Below are 19,366 nucleotides of genomic sequence, written 5' to 3'. Positions count from 1 at the left end.
ACGTGGCCGGTTGGGGCCACAGAGCGGCCGGAACAGCACAGCCGAATCTTCGCCCACCAGCTTGCTCCTGCCCTGCCGAACCCGCCGACGGGATCGCCGGCCGGCGTCCCGAACGTCGAGCTGCAGGACCGTCGCCCGCGGCAGGAGCCGTCAGTCGCCTCTAACGCCGCAGCCGGTTCGGCTCGCCCGGCCTGCTGCGGCGCACCACCCACGCCTCGGTGATGTGGGTGAACATCGCCTCGGCCGCGCCCTTGGGGTCGTGCGCCGCGATCCGCTCGTAGATGCGTCGATGGCCGTGGTTGGACGCGACGCAGAAGGCGCGGCCGGTGCGGCCCATGTAGCGGGCAGAGTTGATGACCTGGCGCTCCAGCGAACGGACCACGGCACGGCCGATGCGGTTCCCCGACGCCTGCATGACGGTGTCGTGGAACGCCCGGTCCTCTTCCTGGTACGAAGCGGGGTCGTCGACGAGCTCATCCATCCGCTCCACCAGAGCGCGTAGCTGGTCGATCACCTCGGCGTTCGCCAGGCGGGCGGCGACGTTGGCCATGTCGGACTCCAGTACGCGGCGGGTCGCGACGAGGTGATCGAGGATGGCCAGGCTCTCGTCCTCGGCGATGGTCGCGCCGAGGACCAGCTCGTCGAGCATGTTCCACATCGCCGGCGGGGTAACCATCGTGCCGGCGCCCTGGCGGACCTGCACCAGCCCCTTCTCCTGAAGTACCTTCACCGCCTCGCGGACCACGGTGCGGCTGACCGAGAAGGTCTCGCAGAGCACGGGCTCGGGGGGTAGCGGCGAACCGGACGGATGGACTCCACGGACGATCCGCTCCACCAGCTCAGCCGTGACCGCGGCAGCGAGGTTCGCCGGGCGCCGGCTCCAGGCGGGGGCCTCGGAGGCCTCTGCGGATGACTGCGGTACTGCCGTCATGACACCCCCCGGGACCCGTGCCGTACCACGGATGCTCACCTACTATACGGCATCCCTGTTGACATCATACGTCATACGAGTTACATACGTCATACGAGTTGCGTTCCTCCTCAACCTCAATTGCCGGACAGCCGGCCACCCAAGGAGAGTGGGGCAGCAATGAAGCAGCGAACACTGTGGTCGGCGACCCTGGTTGCCGGGCTCGTTGCCTTAGCCGGCTGCGGAAGCGCCTCCGACCCGGATGCGGCGTCCGGTGGTTCGAAGGGCAAGCTCGTCGTCTGGGACTGGAAGTCCGGCGACGCCACGGCGTCCTCATACGTCGAGAAGGCCAAGGCCGACTTCGCCCAGCAACATCCCGGCGTGACGGTCGAGTTCGTCGCGCAGCCGTTCGAGCAGTACTACACCCTGCTCGGGGCCGCCATCCAAGCCGGCAAGGGGCCGGACGTCATGCTCTTCAACGGCGGCGGGCAGATCCGTGACCGCGCGGACTCCCTTCTGCCGTTGGACGAGTACGTCCGTGATGACAAGAAGCGGCTGGCCGGGTGGGAGGCCTTCACCAAGGACAGCAAGACCTACGCCGCTCCGGTGACCTTGCAAGGTCACCCGATCTACTACAACAAGTCGCTCTACCGGAAGGCAGGGCTGGACCCGGAGCAGCCGGCCACCAGCTGGGACGAGTTCGTCGCCGACTGCCGGACCATCACCAGGGCGACCGGTGCCAGGTGCTTCGCGCAGGGCAACAAGGAAGGCATCGGTATCCAGTTCTTCCTGTCCGGGCTCGGCTCGGGCGTCCTGTCGCCCACGGAGTACGACGACTGGATCGCCGGCAAACGAGACTGGTCCTCGCCGGCGGTCAAGCGGGTCTTCTCGCTCTGGAAAGAGGCCAACGACAAAGGCCTGAACAACGACGGGGTGAACTCGACGGCGATGTTCAACGACGCGTTCGCGGTGTTCCAGTCCGACAAGGCCGCCCACGTCATCGGGTTGATGTCGGACATCGGGCACTGGAAGGACTTCGCCGAATTCCTCGACGCCGGCGATGTCGGCGTCATGAAGTCGCCGGTCGTCACGGCCGGCGCCACGCCGAGCCTTCCCTACGACGGCGGCATCGGCTACGCCGTCGCGAAGTGGACCAAGGACCCCAAGGTCGCCGCCGACCTGGTGCGCTCCCTTACCTCGACCGACGCACTGAAGGCGTTCTACGCCGACGCGGGCGCCATCGCGGCCGACCGCACCGTGGACGTCTCGAGAGGTGGACCGGCCGTCGCCACCATCGTGTCCGAGATCGACCGTGGCAAGCCCGCCCTGCACGTGGCCCTGTCGTCCAGGACCGCGGACCTGATGGGGCGGCTGTCTCAGCAACTGCTGAGCGGATCGGTCACGGTCGACGCGGCGGTCAAGCAGCTGGCGGCGTCCGACCAAGCGGGCTGAGGCCATGTCACCCGATGGTTCGCCGGTCCGCGCTGCTCAAGCAGGGCGGACCGACGGGGCGCGAGCAGGCGAGGCGGTAGGTGGCCGCGGCCCCGCGTCGAAACCTCCGCGAGTCCGCAGCGGCCGGCGCGCCGAACGCCTCGCCCCCTACGTCCTGGTCGCTCCCGCTGTCCTGATCATCGTGGTGCTCCGGCTCTGGCCACTGGGACTGGGTGTCAACTTCTCCTTCACCGGTGACGGCGAAAGCAACGGTGCCCCGGTGGGGCTCGACAACTACGCGGAGCTCATCGACGACCCGCTGTTCCGCACCGCGCTGCGCAACGTCGGACTGCTGGTGCTGCTGCTTCCGGTCGCGGTCGCGATCCCGGGACTGCTCGCCACCTTCATCTACCTGCGGGTGCCAGGACACCCGTTCTTCCGGAGCGTCTACTTCTTCCCGGCTGTGCTCTCACCGGTGATCGTCGGCGCGATCTTCAACCTGCTACTGGCCTTCGACGGTCCGCTGAACGACGTGCTCGGCGGCTCAGGGGTCGGCCCGGTCGACTGGCTCGGCGATCCCGACGTAGCCATGTTCGCCGTTGTCGGCGTGCACATCTGGGCGACGTCAGGAATGGCGCTGGTGGTGTTCCTGGCCGGGTTCGCGACCCTGGACCCCGCACTTCTGGACGCCGCCCGGGTCGACGGCGCCTCGCTCGCGCGGATGATCTGGCACGTGATCATCCCGGGTCTGGCCCGCACCATCCAGTTCGTCGTCGTCACCACGATGATCGGGATGCTGACCTCGATGTTCGGGCTGCTCTACGTCATGACCAGTGGTGGCCCGGAAGGGTCGACCTACCTGCCGGAGTACTACATCTGGGTCCAGCAGGGACAGATGAGCCGCCCGGCGCTCGCGTCGGCCGCGTCCACGGTCCTCTTCCTCATCATGCTGGTCGTGGGCCTGCTGCAGGTCGGCCTGCTGCGCCGGGCGGGGAGGGAGGACTGATGTCCCGCCTGGGGCCGAGCAGATGGCTGGTCGCCGTGCCGATGGTGCTCCTCGCCCTGGCGACGATCTACCCGCTGCTGTTCACCGCCAACGTCGCGATGAAGACCCGCCGGGAGTACATCCTCGACCGGTTCTCCCTGGCAAGCACTCTCCAGTGGGACAACCTCGGCACCGCGTGGAACAGCGTCGGCATGGGGCGGTACTTCCTCAACTCCGTGGTCGTGGTGGTCTGCGCCGTGGCGCTGTTACTGCTCATCGGGTCCATGGCCGGGTTCGCGCTGGCCCAGGTGCGGTTCCGTGGCTCGTCCGCGCTGGCTCTGGTCTGCCTCGCGGCACTGTTCATCCCGTTCCAGGTGATCATGGTGCCACTGGCCAGGATCATGGCCGACGGCGGTCTCATCGACACCTATCCGGGGCTGATCCTCGCCTACGTCGCGCAGTTCCTGCCGTTCACCGTCTTCTTGATGACGAGCTACTACCGGGCGGTGCCCACCGAGCTCGTCGACGCCGCACGGATCGACGGAAACACCCTGTACGGCGTCTACCGGCGAATCATGCTGCCGATGGGTGCTCCGGCACTGCTGTCGGTGGGCATCCTCGACGCGCTGTTCTGCTGGAACGACGTGCTCATCTCGCTGCTGATGATGCCGTCGGCCGACCATCGCACCCTGATGGTGGGCATCACCTCACTGCGCGGCCAGTACTCCGCCGACATCCCCACCTTCGCAGCCGGTGTCCTGATCGCCGGGCTACCCGTGTTGGTGACCTACCTGTTCCTGCAGCGCCAGATCGCCGAGGGCGTGACGGCCGGCGCGACGAAGGGCTGACGCATGCGCATCACCGGGTACAGAACCCTGACGACGGCACAGCGATGGGGTCGACCTGTCGGTGACGCCAACGGCGTCCACGACGACGGCGTCGTGCCCGTGCCGGTCGTCATCGTCGAGACCGATGAGGGGATCACCGGAGTCGGCCTGGGACCGCACGTGGAAGCCGAGGTGATTTTCTCCGCCATCGACGGCCAGGACCCGCGCGCGGTGACTGCCCTCTACGACCGCATGCTGCGGCACACCTTCAAAGCCGGGCATGCCGGCGTGGTGTTCGGCACGATCGGCGCGTTCGACACGGCGTTGTGGGACATCAAGGCACAGGCCGTGGGTGAGCCGCTGTGGCGGTTGCTCGGCGGCAACGACCGCATGGTCCACGCCTACGCCTCCGGCCTGGACATCGGCCTCACCGACGACGAGCTCGTCGCCACCTACCAGGTCTATGCCGAACGCGGGCTGAGGGCGGCGAAGCTCAAGGGCGGCCTGGACATCGAGCGTGACCGGCACCGGCTGTTGCTCGTACGCGAGGTACTGACCGAGGCCGCGCACGGGACCCGGCCAGGGCTCATGCTGGACGCGAACGAGTCCTGGAGCCGCAAGCAGGCGGTACGCCACGTCGGTGAACTGGAACGCACACTCGACCTGACCTGGATCGAGGAGCCGGTCCGGCGCTGGGACGCCGACGGTCTGGCCGCTGTCAGCCGTGGCGTACGGACGGCGGTCGCCAGTGGGGAGAACCTCACCGGCCTCGAGCAGTTCCGCCCGCTGATCGCGGCGGGAGGCGTCGACATCGTCCAGACGGCCGCGGTCTGGGGAGTCACCCACTTCCTGCGTGTCGCCGCGCTGGCGCACGCCTACGACCTGCCGGTCAGCCCGATCGGCAACACGCCTGTCGCGCTGCTGCACGCCGCGACGTCGGTGCCCAACCACCTCGTCAGCGAACTGCAGGGCCTGCAGCCGCCGATCGGCGTCGCGATGGACCTGCACGTGGAGGACGGCGCCTTTGTGCTCGGCGACACCCCGGGCCTGGGCATCCGGATCGACGAAACGGTGATGACCACGGTGATGACCGCGGCCCGTCAGCGAACGGCACACGCCCCCGACGGACCGCACATACGGCCGCAGCAGGCCGGCCTGCGGCTGCTCGCGGTCACCCCCGAACCATGCAGATCCACCGCGGAAGGGACGTTCGACACCATGGGGATGGAGGATCGATGAAAGCGGTTGTCCACCGCGGGGCCCGCACCCTCGACATCGAGAGCCGGGTCGCCGAGGCGCCGGCCCCGGCGAAGGAGTGGGGCGGGGGCGGCGTCAACGTCAACACCGTCGCACCGGGCCACGTCGCCACCGACAACACCGAGGCGTTACGCGCGGACCCCCAGCACGACCAGGCGATCCTCGGCCGGGTCCCGGCCGGTCGCTGGAGAGGCCCCGACGATCTCGCCGGGGCCACGGTGCTCCTCGCCTCCTCGGCGTCGGACCATGTCAACGGCATCGTTCTTCCCGTTGATGGCGGATGGCCGGGACGATGACGGGCTGCCACGCATTACCAGCCGGCCGCGCCCGAGTCGATCGTGCGTGCGAACCCGAGGGTGGCGACGTGCGCGGCACCTGGGGCGGCCCTGCCCGAGGCAACGTGTACGGGCTCGTGATGCGAGCCGGCCGAGCCGACGAGACGAGCCTGGTCGTCGCCGCACAGGCCGGCGATCCACGAGCCCTCGACGACCTGGCCGCGACGTACCTGCCGCTGGTGTACGCGATCGTGCGCAGGGCACTGGGTGAGCTTGCGGACGTCGACGACGTGGTGCAGGAGACGATGCTGCGGGCACTTCCCGAGCTGCGCACGTTGCGCGCCCCGGAGTGCTTCCGGCCCTGGCTGGCCACGATCGCGACACGACAGATCAGCACCCATCTGCACCGGCGGCAGACGGACGCCGAACGGACGGCCCCCCTTGACGAGATGACCGACCCGCCGGACGCCGACGCCGAGAATCTGGCCCTGATCCACGTCGAGCTGTCCGGTCATCGCCGAAAGACCGTACGCGCCAGTCGATGGCTCGACCCGGACGCCCGGGCGCTGTTGTCGCTGTGGTGGCTGGAGACCGCGGGCCGGCTGGCGAGGGCGGAGCTCGCGGCGGCGCTGGGAACGAGCGTGGCTCACGCGGGTGTGCGCGTCCAGCGGATGCGCAACCAGCTGGAGCTGAGCCGGTCACTCGTCGCCGCGCTGGAAGCCAGCCCCCGATGTCCACAGCTGACCGCCGCGCTGGGGGGCTGGGACGGCGTACCGAGCACGCTGTGGCGTAAGCGCATCACCCGGCACACCCGATCCTGTGCGGGCTGCGGCCGGGCCGCCGACGAACTGGTACCCCTTGAGCGGCTGATCGTCGCCTTGGCGCTGCTCCCCGTCCCGCCGACGCGGTCGGCCACGGTGCTCGACGAACCTGCGCTCGCCGGGGCGACCGAGAATGCCGTCGTGATGGGAGCCGAGTCGGCCGAGGTCGGCTCCGGCCGGTTGCCGACGTCAAGGCTGGGTTACTCGGCCAACTCGCCTGAGGGCCGCTCGAGTCGGCGTTCAAGTATTCGCGTTCGGTGACGGCGCCGTGCTTTTCGGCACTACGTCGACTGCGACTGTCCGAGCCGGCCGCCGATAACGAAAACTGCCGCGATTTACACGCGTCCGTCACTCCAATTCGCCGCCTGAAAAGGTTATGAGGGGTGGCCGTCAATAGTCCCGCTTCTCCGGTTGGTTGCACGACGGATCAGGCGCACATATATCGACCGTTCCCTCTTGAATGGACCATGACAATCTGCCAATCTTGTAGTCGTCGACGCGTAACGTTCCCCATTCATGACCTGTGAAAGCGGCAGCCAAAAGCGATCCACGGATTTCTGGCGCCAACACAGTGAGGTGGCTCCGACTTCGAAAGGTGCCGGTGATGAACGAATTCGTGCACTCGCCTGATCCGCCGCGGTGGCCCCGGGCCCGAGCGATCCTGCCCCCTGCTGTCAGCCCTGTCAGCCGGGTTGGTCGCGGCCGGCACGGTGCCGCTGCTCATGGGCACCGCCGACGTGGCGTCCACATGGGGCGCCTCGGCGGGGGGAGAGGGCCGCTTCTTCGGCGCCGCGGCCGGAAGTTCGCCCGCTCCGCCAATGTGACGTTCTCGGGCCCGGCGTGGACCCGGGACTTCAGCCACGGGGAGCTGATCCGGGCAGGTGACGACCAGAACGTGCCGTTGAACCCGTGCCAGTCGCAGTTCCTGTACCAGGGCATGGACCCCGACGCCGGCGGCGACTACATCTCCCCGCCGTGGCGGATGGGGCTCCTCACCCAGACCGACTCCACCTGCTGACCGGAGATCCGGGCGAAGCCGGGGAGCGAGGCTTTCCAGGCGCCACAGTAGCGGCATGACGCTGACATGCTCGTTGCGCGAGCGATCTGGGAGGGGGCCGGCGCGGAGAGGGCAAGCTCCGCGCCGGCTCGGCCGGCTGTCGGCATGCGGCCGACGTCAACAGAACCTGCACAGCGCAGACGTGACCACATCGCCAACCGGGAAGGCACGACCATGCCCCACACCCGTCGCCGGCGCTACCTCGCCCGGGCGCTCGCCTGCATCCTGACCGCTCTCAGCGCGCTCGCGGTCGTCGAGCACCAGAGCGCCTCGGCCGCCGCCGACACCGCCCAGTTCCGCGGCGTCAACTGGGCCCGGCTCGGTGACAACTTCCACGGTGGACCGCTGGTCCTGCACGGGTTGAGCGGCTCCGACAGCTACCAGACGGTCGTGGCGAAAGCCAACGCCATCTACACCGGCTTCGAGAACAACCTCGGCGCCAACACCGTTCGGCTCCCGATCAACACCTACACAGTCGGGACGAGCTGGTGGAGCGCGTACACGGGCGCGATAGACGCAGCCACCGCGAAGGGATTCAAGGTCGTCCTCTCCTACTGGGAAGACGGGGTGGCCGCCCGCGGCGGTCGCATCGTCAACCCGAGCGCCTTCGACACCATGTGGAACACCGTGCTTGCCCGGTACGGCACCAACAGCCTCGTCCACTTCGAGCCGATGAACGAACCGGGGGGACACAGCGCCGGCGAGTGGGCGAACGTGGTGAGCAACTGGATCAGCAGCCACCCGTCGATTCCGCGAAACCGCATCTTCGTCAGCGGCGCCGGCCTGAACACCGACATCAGATCCATGTGCGCCGACCGCCGCCTTGACGGGACGTACCTGTCGCTGCACCACTACACGTTCTTCAGCGGCGCGAAGACCTACGACCAGTGGGTGGCGTACCTGCGGAACGCGATCGGCACCTGCGCCGACCGCACCGTCGTCGACGAGTTCGGCGCGCCGATGGATACCGGGCTCAACTACCACGACGCCGGGAGCACCGACAACTTCGTGCGCTACTTCCGGGCCACCACCACGGTGCTCCGGGAACTGCGGATCGGCTCCATCTACTGGCCCGGGCTGGGCGGGAAGATACGCGCCGGCCAGGACGACGACTGGTATGCCATGCAGAAACTGCACGGCACCGGTACCAACCTCACGCTCAGCACGCCCAGTGCCAGCGGCCGCGAGCGCCTCAGATACGGCTGGGGCCTGGATGGCGACGTCCCGGCCCCGACCAGCCTGCTGCGCAACGTCAGCACCGGGCGCTGTCTGGACATCCCCGGCGGGACCACGGCGAACATCCAGGTCCAGGTGGACACCTGCGCCAACACGGTTGGCCGGCAGTGGACCTTGACGGTCGGCGGACAGATCACCGCACTTGGGGGCCAGAAGTGCCTGGATGCGCACAACAGCGGGACGACGAACGGGACCGTGGTCGGCACGTGGGCGTGTAACGGCGGCGACAACCAGCGTTGGACGGTGGGCGCCGACGGCACCGTCCGCAGCGTTCGCCCCGGCCTCTGCCTCGACGTGAACACCGCCACCTTCAAGGTGCAGCTGTGGACGTGCTGGGGCGGCGACAACCAGAGATGGCAGATCCAGAACACTGACACGCGACGCGACGCCCGACTCGGCGGACACGGTGGACGGTGACCGCCGGCCGCGGCCGAGCCGACGGCGACAACGACGCCACGGCAGCGGTCTGCCGACAGCTCAAGGGCCGCTATCACCGAGCCGGACCATCCGTACATGTCGGCCCGGTGGCCACCCGGTCACGTCATCGGGTACGAGCACTCGTTCACCCACGAGACGCGCGACTTCCCGACCGCGGGGGCCGCCGGCACCGACCCCGCGCCGTCCCTCGCTGACGCCCTCCACGTCCGGCTCGATCGGGACGCGGGGCCGCGCTCGGCCGAGGCGGACTCGTCGTGGACGGAGGTGATGCCCGTAGCGGCGATGGTGATCGTCCAGTCATCGGCGGCGCGGACACAGGCAGGGATCGGCGTGACCGCACGGCCTTGCGTATCTGCGGGGGATGCGAGGCCGTGCGGCCGACCGGCCTCGTCTCCAGCCCAGCCCGCCCGGACCGGTGTGGGACCGGTGGTGATCGGATGCCGCCGACTCCGGACGCCATCCCGCGCCGGCCGGGTGGGCGGGGCATTCACGCGAGCGGCACACCATGGTGCCGCTCCGATGCGCAAGGAGTCGCACATGGGTACAGGTGTCTGGCTGGTCGCCGCGCGCGGAGCCGTCGCCGTGACGACCACCGCCGGTGCGCTCACTCCGAGGGCCGGGCTCACGGAGCCGACCGGCTGCGTCACGGCGCTGCCCGTACTGCGCGGACCGACGCTGCCCGACGTGGCCGACCTGGTCTTCGGTGGACACGACCTGGTGAACATCCGGTGATCAAGAAGGCGGAGGCACTGGCCGGCTCCGGCGCGATCCCCGCCCGGCTGGTGGTCGCCGTCTCCGGCGACCTGGCTGAGGTCGAGCGCCGGATCCGCCCGGTTCCGGTCGCGGCGTGCAGCCGGCGCGCTCGGCCCCGTAGTGCGCGCCGCCCGCCAGGCCGACGTGGCAGCTGGGCTCGCCGACGACCTTGTCCAGTTCCGCGACCAGCATCGTCTCGACCAGGTGGCGGTGATCAACGTCGCGTCGACCGAGCCGTGCGCCACCCGCCATCCGGCGCATGCCGGTCTCGCGGCGCCGGAGGCTGCCCTCGCCGCGCCGGCCACGGTGCTGCCGACCAGGTCGACCTACGCCTACGCCTACGCCTACGCCGCGTTCCGGGCCGGCTGCCCTACGTCGACTTCACCCTGTCCACCGGCGCCGGCTCCCGGCGCTGCGTCCGCGTCCTGCTCCAGTCCGTGAAGGGAGAACGACATGTCCGAGGTGACACGCAGACGATTTCTCGCCGCCGGGGCGGCGGCCGGAGCATGGATCGTGCCGGGTGGGTGGACGGCCACTGCCAAGGGCGGCTCGGCCGCGCCGCCGGAGGTTTTGGCCGCCGACGACCTCGCCCTGTGGTACGACAAGCCGGCCGGCGCGGACTGGCTGCGGGCACTGCCGATCGGCAACGGACGCCTCGGCGCGATGGTGTTCGGCAACGTCGACACCGAACGGCTGCAGCTCAACGAGGACACCGTCTGGGCCGGCGGTCCGTACGACTCCGCCAACACCCGCGGCGCGGCCAACATCGCGGAGATCCGGCGGCGGGTCTTCGCGGATCAGTGGGGGCCGGCGCAGGACCTGATCAATCAGACGATGCTGGGCAGCCCGGCCGGACAGCTGGCCTACCAGCCGGTCGGAAACCTTCTGCTCTCCTTCGGCAGCGCTACCGGTGCGTCGCAGTACAACCGGATGCTCGACCTCACGACCGCCACGGCCCTCACGACCTACGTACTGAACGGCGTGCGGTACCAGCGTGAGGTGTTCGCCAGCGCACCTGACCGGGTGATCGTGGTCCGGCTGACGGCCGACCGGGCCAACTCCCTCACCTTCAACGCCACATTCGACAGTCCACAACGGACTGCGGTGTCCAGCCCGGACGGGGCCACGATCGCCCTCGACGGCACCTCCGCCGCCATGGAGGGAATCGCCGGGCGGGTCCGGTTCCTCGCCCTGGCCAACGCCGCCGTGACGGGCGGCACGGTCAGCAGCTCGGGCGGCACGCTGCGGGTCTCCGGCGCCACCAGCGTGACGGTGCTGGTGTCGATCGGCTCCAGCTACGTCAACTTCCGGAACGTCGAGGGCGACTACCAGGGGATCGCGCGGAGCCGCCTCAACGCCGCCCGCGACGTCGGCATCGGCGAACTACGCAGCCGGCATCTCGCCGACTACCAGGCGCTGTTCAACCGGGTGTCGGTCGATCTGGGACGTACGACGGCGGCCGACCAGCCGACCGACGTACGGATCGCACAGCACGCGCAAGTGAACGACCCGCAGTTTTCCGCCCTGTTGTTCCAGTTCGGCCGGTATCTGCTCATCTCATCCTCGCGGCCGGGCACCCAGCCGGCGAACCTGCAGGGCATCTGGAACGACCAGATGGCTCCGTCCTGGGACTCGAAGTTCACCATCAACGCCAACCTGCCGATGAACTACTGGCCCGCCGACACGACGAACCTGTCCGAATGCTTCCTCCCGGTCTTCGACATGATCAACGACCTGACCGTGACCGGCGCCCGGGTGGCCCAGGCGCAGTACGGCGCCGGCGGCTGGGTGACGCACCACAACACCGACGCGTGGCGGGGCGCCTCGGTCGTCGACGGAGCGCAGTGGGGGATGTGGCAGACCGGTGGCGCATGGCTGGCCACCCTGATCTGGGACCACTACCTGTTCACCGGTGACATCGACTTCCTCCGCTCGAACTACCCGGCCCTGAAGGGCGCTGCCCAGTTCTTCCTCGACACCCTGGTCGCCCACCCGACTCTCGGATACCTGGTCACCAACCCGTCGAACTCTCCGGAGCTCGCTCACCATGCGAACGCCACCGTCTGCGCGGGGCCCACCATGGACAACCAGATCCTGCGCGACCTTTTCAACAGCGTCGCCCGAGCCGGCGAGATCCTCGGCGTGGACGCCACCTTCCGCGCTCGGGCAGTGGCGGCCCGGGACCGGCTGGCGCCGATGCGGGTCGGCTCCAGGGGCAATGTCCAGGAGTGGCTGGCCGACTGGGTGGAGACCGAGCGGACTCACCGGCACGTCTCCCACCTGTACGGTCTGCATCCGAGCAACCAGATCACCAGGCGCGGGACACCCCAGTTGTACGAGGCCGCGCGGCGGACGCTGGAGCTGCGCGGTGACGACGGGACGGGATGGTCGCTCGCGTGGAAGATCAACTTCTGGGCGCGGATGGAGGACGGCGTCCGGGCCCACAAGCTGATCCGGGACCTGGTGCGGACGGACCGGCTCGCGCCCAACATGTTCGACCTGCACCCACCATTCCAGATCGACGGCAACTTCGGCGCCACCTCGGGTATCGCGGAGATGCTGCTGCAGAGCCACAACGGCGAACTGCACGTGCTGCCGGCGCTGCCGGCCGCCTGGCCCACCGGGCGCGTGAGCGGACTGCGCGGCCGCGGCGGATACACCGTCGGCGCCGAGTGGAGCAGCGGCCGGATCGAGTTCGTCGTCACACCCGACCGAACCGGTGCCGTCCGGATACGCAGTCGGATCTTCACCGGCGACTTCACGCTGAAGGACGATTCGAGCGGCGAGCCGGTCCAGCCGAAGCGGCTCGAGGCCGATCTCATCGAGTTCGCCGGCCAGGCCGGCAATACCTACCGCGCGTCCGCACTCAGGTCGGGGCCGGTGGAGACCGGCGTGGCCTATCGGCTGGTGGCCCAGCACAGCGGCAAGGCTGCCGACATCAACGGTGCGTCCACGGCCGCCGGTGCGCGGCTGATCCAATGGCAGATCACCACCGGTCTCAACCAGCACTTCGAGTTCCTGCCCTCCGACGGCGGGCACCACAAGATCCGGGTTGGGCACAGTGGTCTGTTCCTCCAGGCCGCCAGTAGCAGCAACGGCGCCGACATCACCCAGCAGCCGGATACCGACGCCGCCGGCCAGCAGTGGCGAACAGTCGACCACGGCGGTGGCGTGATCAGTCTGGTCAACCGGCAGAGCGGCCTCGCCCTGGACGTGTGGGAGGCCTCCACCGCCGACGGAGCCCGCATCTCCCAGTGGGCGGCCACTGATCGCACCAACCAGCGATTCCAACTCCACCGCATCCAGCCCCAGCGCGAACCGCGGTCCGACCAACCAGGGAGAGCCATGTCACCGAGTAGCGAGGGAGTCGCATGATGTCGATCCACAGATTGTTCCTTGGGCGAGCCGTGGTAGCGGCATTGCTCGTTCTCGCCATGGCCGGCATGGCGGGAGTCAGCGCTGCGGCCGGCATGTCGCCCACCGCCGGGGCCACACTCGCGGGGACTGCCGGATGCGGACATGCCCCGACACTGACGAACGGTACGCACACGATTCAAAGCAGCGGTAAGAACCGCTCCTTCATCCTGAGCATCCCGGAAAACTACGACAACACCCGTCAATATCGATTGGTCTTCGGATTCCACTGGTTGGGTGGCACCGCCGGGCAAGTCGCCGGCGGCGGGAGCGATGGCGATGTCTATGCCCACTACGGACTCCGGCGACTCGCGAACAACAGCGCGATCTTCGTCGCTCCGCAGGGCATCAACAACGGCTGGGGCAATTCCGGCGGCGAGGACGTGACCTTCGTCGACGACATGATCAGGCGTATCGACAACGACCTCTGTGTCGACACCACGCAGCGCTTCGCCCTCGGGTTCAGCTACGGCGGAGCCATGAGCTACGCACTCGCATGTGCCAGGCCGAACGTCTTCCGTGCGGTCGCTGCGATAGCCGCGCCCGGGGGGATCAGCGGGTGCAGCGGGGGCACCCAGCCCTTCGCGTACATGGGAATCCACGGCATCAATGACAACATCGGCGCCGGTCGCGGGATGCGGGACAGGTTCGTCAGGAACAACGGCTGTACCGCCCAGAACGCGCCGGAGCCCGCACCGGGCAGCCGCACCCACATCACCACCACCTACTCGGGCTGCCGAGAGGGGTATCCGGTCGTCTGGGCCGCGTTCGACGGGGGGCACCAGCAAGGCCCCGTGGACGGGTGCGCCGGCTGTGAGAGCGGCGCCAGGAGCTGGGTCAAGGGAGAGATCTGGAGCTTCTTCACGGGTGCTGACCCGAGTCCGAACCCGACCACATTCCGGCTGCGGAGCCAGTCCGCCGACCGATGCCTGGACGTCAGCGGTGCCGACTCGTCCAACGGCGCCCAGATGATCATCTGGGACTGCCACACCGGCAGCAACCAGCAGTTCACCCAGACCGGACAGAGCCTGCGGGTGATGGGCAGATGCCTGGACGTGCCGAGCGACGCCGCCTCCGGCGCCCGAGCACGGATCTGGGACTGCACCGGCGGCGCGAACCAGCAATGGAATGTGAACACCGACGGAACCGTCAGCAACGTCCAGACCGGACTCTGCCTGGACGTCAACGGCGGCAGCACCGCCAACGGCGCTGCGGTGATCGTGTGGAGCTGCCACACCGGCGTCAACCAACGCTGGGCCCGAGCGTGAGCAGAGCTGTGAAGGCGACCGCAGCAGTCGCGGTCGGCCGGCCGGGACGGGTCACGTCGGCGAGTCGACGCCTCATGCCCTGATTGTCCTCTCCCCTTGCCGGCTGTGCATGGACGGCCAAGGGACGCGGTGATGTTCCCGCGAGATGCGGAGGGGTGTGACAGAGGGGCAGATGGATTCCGCGCGCCATCCGGCACCACGAGGAGAGGGGACTTGTCCGCCCCCCGTCCGTTTGCAGGGCGGTTACCGCCGCTACACCGAGGCCGCCATTGCCCGTCTGTGGTCATTCGCCGCACGAAGCCCGCTGGACGCGGCTCTCGTCCCAGCCGTGGTACGTCACGTACGCGCCCGCGCAGAGGGTGTACCTGGCGTCGTCCGGTGGGCCGCCGGGTGCGCTTTCGCTACGCGGACCGGGTGAGGCGAACCGGCCCCGAGTGCCCCCGCCCGCCGTGGCGGCGACGAGGGGGAGCAGCACGGTGTTTGGCTTGCCGGGCCGGTCGCATGCCGCGATCGTGCTCGGTCAGGAGGGACACCATGGCGGCGGCGCAGCAGGGACTGGACGAAACGAAAGTGGAAGCCTTCATGGAGAAGGCGCTCGGCGACATCAGCGGGATGATGGCCGTCGGTCTGTGTCACCTGGGTGACCGACTGGGCCTGTTCGACGCCCTCGCGGCGGGCGGCCCTGTCGGAAGCCAGGAACTCGCGGACCGTCTGGACCTGAACGAGCGCTACGTCCGCGAGTGGCTGCGCGGTCTGACGGCTGCGGGTTATCTGAAGGAACTGGAGCCCGGGAGCTTCGCGCTTCCGGCCGAACACGTTCCCGCCCTGGCCGACGAGACAGGGCCCATGTTCCTCGGCGGCGTCTACCAGATGATGCCCGCTGCCCTGGCACCGTACGAACGACTGATCGAGGCGTTTCGGAACGGGGGAGGCGTAAGGCAGAGCGACTACCCGGACACCCTGTGGGACGGCATGAGCCGTTTCACCGGCAGCTGGTTCGAGAGCGTGATGGTCGACGACTGGCTGAGCACCTTCCCTCACGTCGTCGAAAAGCTGGAGCGGGGCATCGACGTCGCGGACGTGGGGTGCGGTGCCGGCCGCGCTCTGCTCGTGCTCGCCCAGAGGTTTCCCCGCTCCCGCTTCACGGGGTTCGACAACTTCCCGGGGCAGGTGGAACGCGCCCGGGCGAACGCGGAGCGGGCCGGTGTCGCCGACCGCGTGACGTTCGAGACGGTCGATGCGGCCCAGGGGCTTCCCGGGCGCTACGACCTTGTCACCACCTTCGACGTCATCCACGACTCGGCGGAACCGACGCGGCTTCTTGCCGCCGTCCGGGCCGCGGTCAAGGACGACGGCGACTACCTGATGCTCGAGATCAACAGCGCGGACCGCTCCGAGGACAACGTGGGCCCGATCGCATCGATGTTCTATGGCTTCAGCGTCTTCTACTGCATGACCACGTCCCTCGCGAGCGGCGGAGCCGCCCTGGGAACGTGCGGTATGCCCGAGGCTGTCGTACGCGACCTGTGTGCTGAAGCGGGCTTCAGCGAGGTGGCCCGGTCCACGGCGGACGATCCCTTCAACGTCCTCTACGACATCAAGCCGTAGCCTCGCGGAGCAGGCGACCCGCCTGCACCGAGTGGGACTTCTCCCAGACCGGCAGGGCGTAGTCGAGGAAGCCGTCGGCAACGGCGGTGCGGGCCGCGTCCAGGTCGAGGTCGGCATCGGCGAGCCTGGCCGCGGTGGTCAGCCGGAGCGCGAGTCACACACTCGTCGGTCATCCGAGTGGTGAGCTGTGCCCCCGTTGCGCGGCGATGGCTGGAGCGGTGACGAGGCTGTCACGGCTGTGGAGCGCCGCCCATCTCCGCGGCGAAGACCCCCGGGTCGGTGTCGAACCCCCGGATCATCGGCTGAAACTCCCACGACCCCGAAGCGGCTCTTGTGAACTCCGCGACCGTTGCGGCAGTGGATCCGGCGACCTGCGAGAAGTCGTCCTTCAGCAGTTCGCGGTAACCCTCGACGACCAGTACTCCAGCGTTCGACATGTCGCCGAAGGTCTTGTGCCCGCTGTTCTGGTGGATCGCGACTCCGACGACCACACGCGCGAAGGAGGTGGCGAGACGATCGAGTTCCAGGGTCATCTCTTCGACGTAGCCGAATCCCTGACCGGCCTGGCTGTGCCGGGACATGTTGATGGTGCCGTCCGGAGAGCGGCTGTCGAAGTGGACGACGTACTCGGGCCGCCCGCAGGGAGCGTCCGCGGAGTAGGTCGCGGCGATGATGTCGAGATGGTGGGGTGGCCGGTTCCAGGGGCTCGGGTCCCACTTGAGCCGAACCCCGACCTTGCTCACGCCCACGCTGTCGCTGCTCACTGGATCGCTGACTCTCCCGTATCCGGCCACCACGGGCTTCTCCCCGCATGGTCAAGTATGGCTCTCGGCCGAGCTGTTGAAGCAGGCGTACCTGGCGCCGGATGTGTGGGGTTGGGTGTCGGTCTGCTGCCCCTGTGCTGCTCACTGCGCTCGGTCAGCGTCAGGATTACAGGCGACGCGTAGGGGCGGCGGTCCTGGACGCTGTTCAGACCAGGGAGATCGTGGTGCTGGGCTCTACGTGCTGCAGCGGTTCCGGATACGCGGCTGGTGGTGGTACGTGCCGCTCGGAGCGGTGATAGCGCTCCGATCCAACCGGTCGCCAGTTGCGCCTCGTCGCAGTCGCCGTCTTCGACAGCCTGCTGGAGGCGTCAGCGGGCTGACCCGGGGCCCCGACGGCGAAGCCGTGGCAGCCAACATGGTGCTGGCCAAGGTCTCCCGGCCACCGGCGGCTGGCTGCCGCTGGTCTTCAGCAGCGGGCCGCTCACCGCCGGGAACGGCTGGCGGGACCAGGCCGACGTCCTGGTCCGGGCCCGCCTCGCCGCCGACGCCCTGGGCGCCACCCCGCTGGCCCGCCCCGAGCGGGTCGCCGTACACTCGCTTACCGGCGAGGTCTACCTCGCCATCGTCGGCGGCTCCGCGGCCTTGTTCTGCACCGGACACGAGGAGAAGTCGGCGCCGGAGGCCTCGGCGGCGATGTCGGTCTCCGGTGCCGGACGCTACGGCCAGGTCATCCGCTGGACGGAGACGGGCGGCGCCGTTGCCTGGGAGGTGTTCCTCTCCGGCGGCGACTCGGCCCTGACCTCGGACGGCATGTTCGCGGGTCCGAAGAACCTCTGGTTCGGCGCGGACGGCAAGCTCTGGATCTCCACCGGCACCCCCGGCCACAGCCTCGCCGACGCTGACGACGCCATCTTCGCCGCAGCCGGCAACAACGCCCTCCTGGTCACGGGCACCCGGACCCGGGAGGTGGCCCGCTTCCTGGTTGCCCCACGCGGTGCCGAGGTCGCCGGCGTGTCCGCCAATCCTGATGGGGACGCCCTCTTCGTCAACATCCAGCACCCCGGCCAACGCACCCTCCACTGGGGCAGGCCGACGGCTGGCAACCCCCAGGCGGTCAGCAGCTGGCCCGACGGGGAGGCGGGGGCACGTCCGCGCTCGGCAACCGTGACAGTCCGGAAGACGTAGCAGGTACCAGGTGCCAGGTCGAGGGCTGCCGGTGAGGCGTGCCGCCGGGCGGTGACTACCCCGCCCCGTGGCACGCCTCGTACCTGTGCCCGAGCCGCACCGCACTTTCACATATACATCGACATGCGATCCCGTCACACCAACCGCAATTGCAGTGCTGGCACTCCAGCAGCGTTTCGCTATCTGGCCTGGTCAGAGGCGTCGTGCGGAGTGTAGTTGGCTGGTGGTGTGTTAGGGGCGGTCTTGCCCGACCGCCCCTCCAACGAGTGGCCGGGAGGGCGGCGGAACGGCAGCGATAGGATTTCAGCTACGGCTACAGGAAATCAGCGATCCAGGCAGATCTTGAGTGAGTTCAGTCGGCTGGTCTGGTTCAGGTCACCGACGGAGCGTCACCCCTCTATGGGAACCTCCAGCTTGCATTTATCGCGTGGCGCTTTGAGACGCCCAGTGACGAACTGAGGGCTGTTTTCGAACTGGCTGTGCGTGAGGCGCCGAAGCGTCTGGAGTGGACATTCAGGTCGACGAAGATCTGGCTGATCGCGCCAACTCGCCTGATCGAGGAATCTGGACCTGACGGTCGTGAATTTGATGAGGCGATGCTTTCTATCACGGAAGGCGATCAAGAATTCTGTGCAGCGGCCGCGGAAGACCTTGAAAGAATTCTCCACGCCTTGGAATCTGTGACTGAAAGAGGAGAAAGCGGCGGAACCCGATGAATACTGGATGATCCGTCACGGGCGACACTTGGCGGGGCGTGCGTCACGCCGACCTGAATGAGTGATGTCGGAGCGTTCTGCTGAGGCGGCGCTCCCGCGCCCTGCAGGGCTGTGCCTGTGAGGTATAGGCAGGTGAGGGCTTGACCGACGCAGAATAAGCGGTGCCGCGCTCGCCTGCTTCAAGCCCGGCGAACGCGGCCGGCTGATCTACCGTCCTCGGATCCAGGACATCACCGAGGCGATCACCGGGGGATTCACCCGGGAGGACTACCGTGACCTTCTCGTGCGGGCCCACCTCCGGCTCGGCGGCCCGCCATGGTTGTCTGAGACAATCTGAACGTTCACCGCAGCAGCTAATTGCGCCAGTACGCGGGGGAGCACGACTCGATGGAGGCGTACGTCCTCGTACTGCGCCATAGTG

17 protein-coding genes are annotated in these 19,366 nt (G+C 68.5%); 15 read left to right on the top strand and 2 right to left on the bottom strand.

Annotated elements, in window-relative coordinates; genetic code table 11:
• Positions 1-160 precede the first annotated feature (160 nt).
• A complete protein-coding gene (locus ACIHCQ_RS21105) occupies positions 161-931 on the bottom strand; it encodes a FadR/GntR family transcriptional regulator (RefSeq protein WP_399664205.1) in 771 nt (256 codons plus the stop codon).
• Between the two features lie 159 nt (positions 932-1,090).
• On the opposite strand from ACIHCQ_RS21105, the gene ACIHCQ_RS21100 reads away from it, so the two are divergent.
• The 13 genes from ACIHCQ_RS21100 (at position 1,091) to ACIHCQ_RS21040 (ending at position 16,280) form a co-directional block, all read left to right on the top strand.
• Positions 1,091-2,362 carry an ABC transporter substrate-binding protein gene (locus ACIHCQ_RS21100; RefSeq protein ID WP_399664203.1) on the top strand — a complete coding sequence of 424 codons (1,272 nt, stop codon included), beginning with the start codon at positions 1,091-1,093 and terminating at the stop codon, positions 2,360-2,362.
• A 184-nt stretch (positions 2,363-2,546) separates the two neighbouring features.
• Positions 2,547-3,347 carry a carbohydrate ABC transporter permease gene (locus ACIHCQ_RS21095; protein WP_399664508.1) on the top strand — a complete coding sequence of 267 codons (801 nt, stop codon included), beginning with the start codon at positions 2,547-2,549 and terminating at the stop codon, positions 3,345-3,347.
• On the top strand, positions 3,347-4,174 hold the full coding sequence (locus ACIHCQ_RS21090; RefSeq protein ID WP_399664199.1) for a carbohydrate ABC transporter permease: 828 nt from the start codon (positions 3,347-3,349) through the stop codon (positions 4,172-4,174). Before ACIHCQ_RS21095 ends, ACIHCQ_RS21090 begins: the two co-directional genes overlap by 1 nt.
• Before the next feature lie 3 nt (positions 4,175-4,177).
• On the top strand, positions 4,178-5,392 hold the full coding sequence (locus ACIHCQ_RS21085; protein ID WP_399664197.1) for a mandelate racemase/muconate lactonizing enzyme family protein: 1,215 nt from the start codon (positions 4,178-4,180) through the stop codon (positions 5,390-5,392).
• Positions 5,389-5,706 (top strand): SDR family oxidoreductase, encoded by a 318-nt coding sequence (locus ACIHCQ_RS21080; RefSeq protein WP_399664195.1) that lies wholly within the window; start codon positions 5,389-5,391, stop codon positions 5,704-5,706. The genes ACIHCQ_RS21085 and ACIHCQ_RS21080 overlap by 4 nt, the downstream gene beginning before the upstream one ends.
• Before the next feature lie 119 nt (positions 5,707-5,825).
• Complete coding sequence (locus ACIHCQ_RS21075) at positions 5,826-6,767, top strand: RNA polymerase sigma factor (protein WP_399664192.1); 942 nt, start codon at positions 5,826-5,828, stop codon at positions 6,765-6,767.
• A 343-nt stretch (positions 6,768-7,110) separates the two neighbouring features.
• A complete protein-coding gene (locus ACIHCQ_RS21070) occupies positions 7,111-7,524 on the top strand; it encodes a non-reducing end alpha-L-arabinofuranosidase family hydrolase (RefSeq protein ID WP_399664188.1) in 414 nt (137 codons plus the stop codon).
• A 213-nt stretch (positions 7,525-7,737) separates the two neighbouring features.
• Entirely contained in the window at positions 7,738-9,216 is a 1,479-nt protein-coding gene (locus ACIHCQ_RS21065) for an RICIN domain-containing protein (protein WP_399664185.1), read from the top strand.
• 558 nt (positions 9,217-9,774) lie between these two features.
• The gene (locus ACIHCQ_RS21060; protein ID WP_399664182.1) at positions 9,775-9,969 is read left to right on the top strand and encodes a hypothetical protein; all 195 of its coding nucleotides are present in this window, start codon (positions 9,775-9,777) and stop codon (positions 9,967-9,969) included.
• A gap of 141 nt (positions 9,970-10,110) precedes the next feature.
• Positions 10,111-10,431, top strand: coding sequence for an inositol-3-phosphate synthase (locus ACIHCQ_RS21055; protein ID WP_399664179.1), 321 nt, complete (start codon positions 10,111-10,113; stop codon positions 10,429-10,431).
• 12 nt (positions 10,432-10,443) lie between these two features.
• Entirely contained in the window at positions 10,444-13,365 is a 2,922-nt protein-coding gene (locus ACIHCQ_RS21050; protein ID WP_399664176.1) for a glycosyl hydrolase family 95 catalytic domain-containing protein, read from the top strand.
• Positions 13,362-14,672, top strand: coding sequence for a ricin-type beta-trefoil lectin domain protein (locus ACIHCQ_RS21045; RefSeq protein ID WP_399664173.1), 1,311 nt, complete (start codon positions 13,362-13,364; stop codon positions 14,670-14,672). Before ACIHCQ_RS21050 ends, ACIHCQ_RS21045 begins: the two co-directional genes overlap by 4 nt.
• Positions 14,673-15,206: 534 nt before the next feature.
• Positions 15,207-16,280 (top strand): class I SAM-dependent methyltransferase, encoded by a 1,074-nt coding sequence (locus ACIHCQ_RS21040; RefSeq protein ID WP_399664171.1) that lies wholly within the window; start codon positions 15,207-15,209, stop codon positions 16,278-16,280.
• Positions 16,281-16,510: 230 nt separating this feature from the next.
• On the opposite strand, the gene ACIHCQ_RS21035 is transcribed toward ACIHCQ_RS21040, so the two are convergent.
• Entirely contained in the window at positions 16,511-17,044 is a 534-nt protein-coding gene (locus tag ACIHCQ_RS21035; protein WP_399664168.1) for a TerD family protein, read from the bottom strand.
• A 270-nt stretch (positions 17,045-17,314) separates the two neighbouring features.
• On the opposite strand from ACIHCQ_RS21035, the gene ACIHCQ_RS21030 reads away from it, so the two are divergent.
• Both ACIHCQ_RS21030 and ACIHCQ_RS21025 read left to right on the top strand, forming a co-directional pair.
• The gene (locus tag ACIHCQ_RS21030; protein ID WP_399664165.1) at positions 17,315-18,229 is read left to right on the top strand and encodes a PhoX family protein; all 915 of its coding nucleotides are present in this window, start codon (positions 17,315-17,317) and stop codon (positions 18,227-18,229) included.
• A 479-nt stretch (positions 18,230-18,708) separates the two neighbouring features.
• The gene (locus ACIHCQ_RS21025) at positions 18,709-18,945 is read left to right on the top strand and encodes a hypothetical protein (protein WP_399664161.1); all 237 of its coding nucleotides are present in this window, start codon (positions 18,709-18,711) and stop codon (positions 18,943-18,945) included.
• Positions 18,946-19,366 lie beyond the last annotated feature (421 nt).

It is taken from the genome of Streptomyces sp. NPDC052236 (genome assembly GCF_044548015.1).
Classification (GTDB): domain Bacteria; phylum Actinomycetota; class Actinomycetes; order Streptomycetales; family Streptomycetaceae; genus Streptomyces.
Note: the sequence above shows the minus strand (reverse complement) of the source record. Positions and strands in the feature narration are given on the sequence as shown.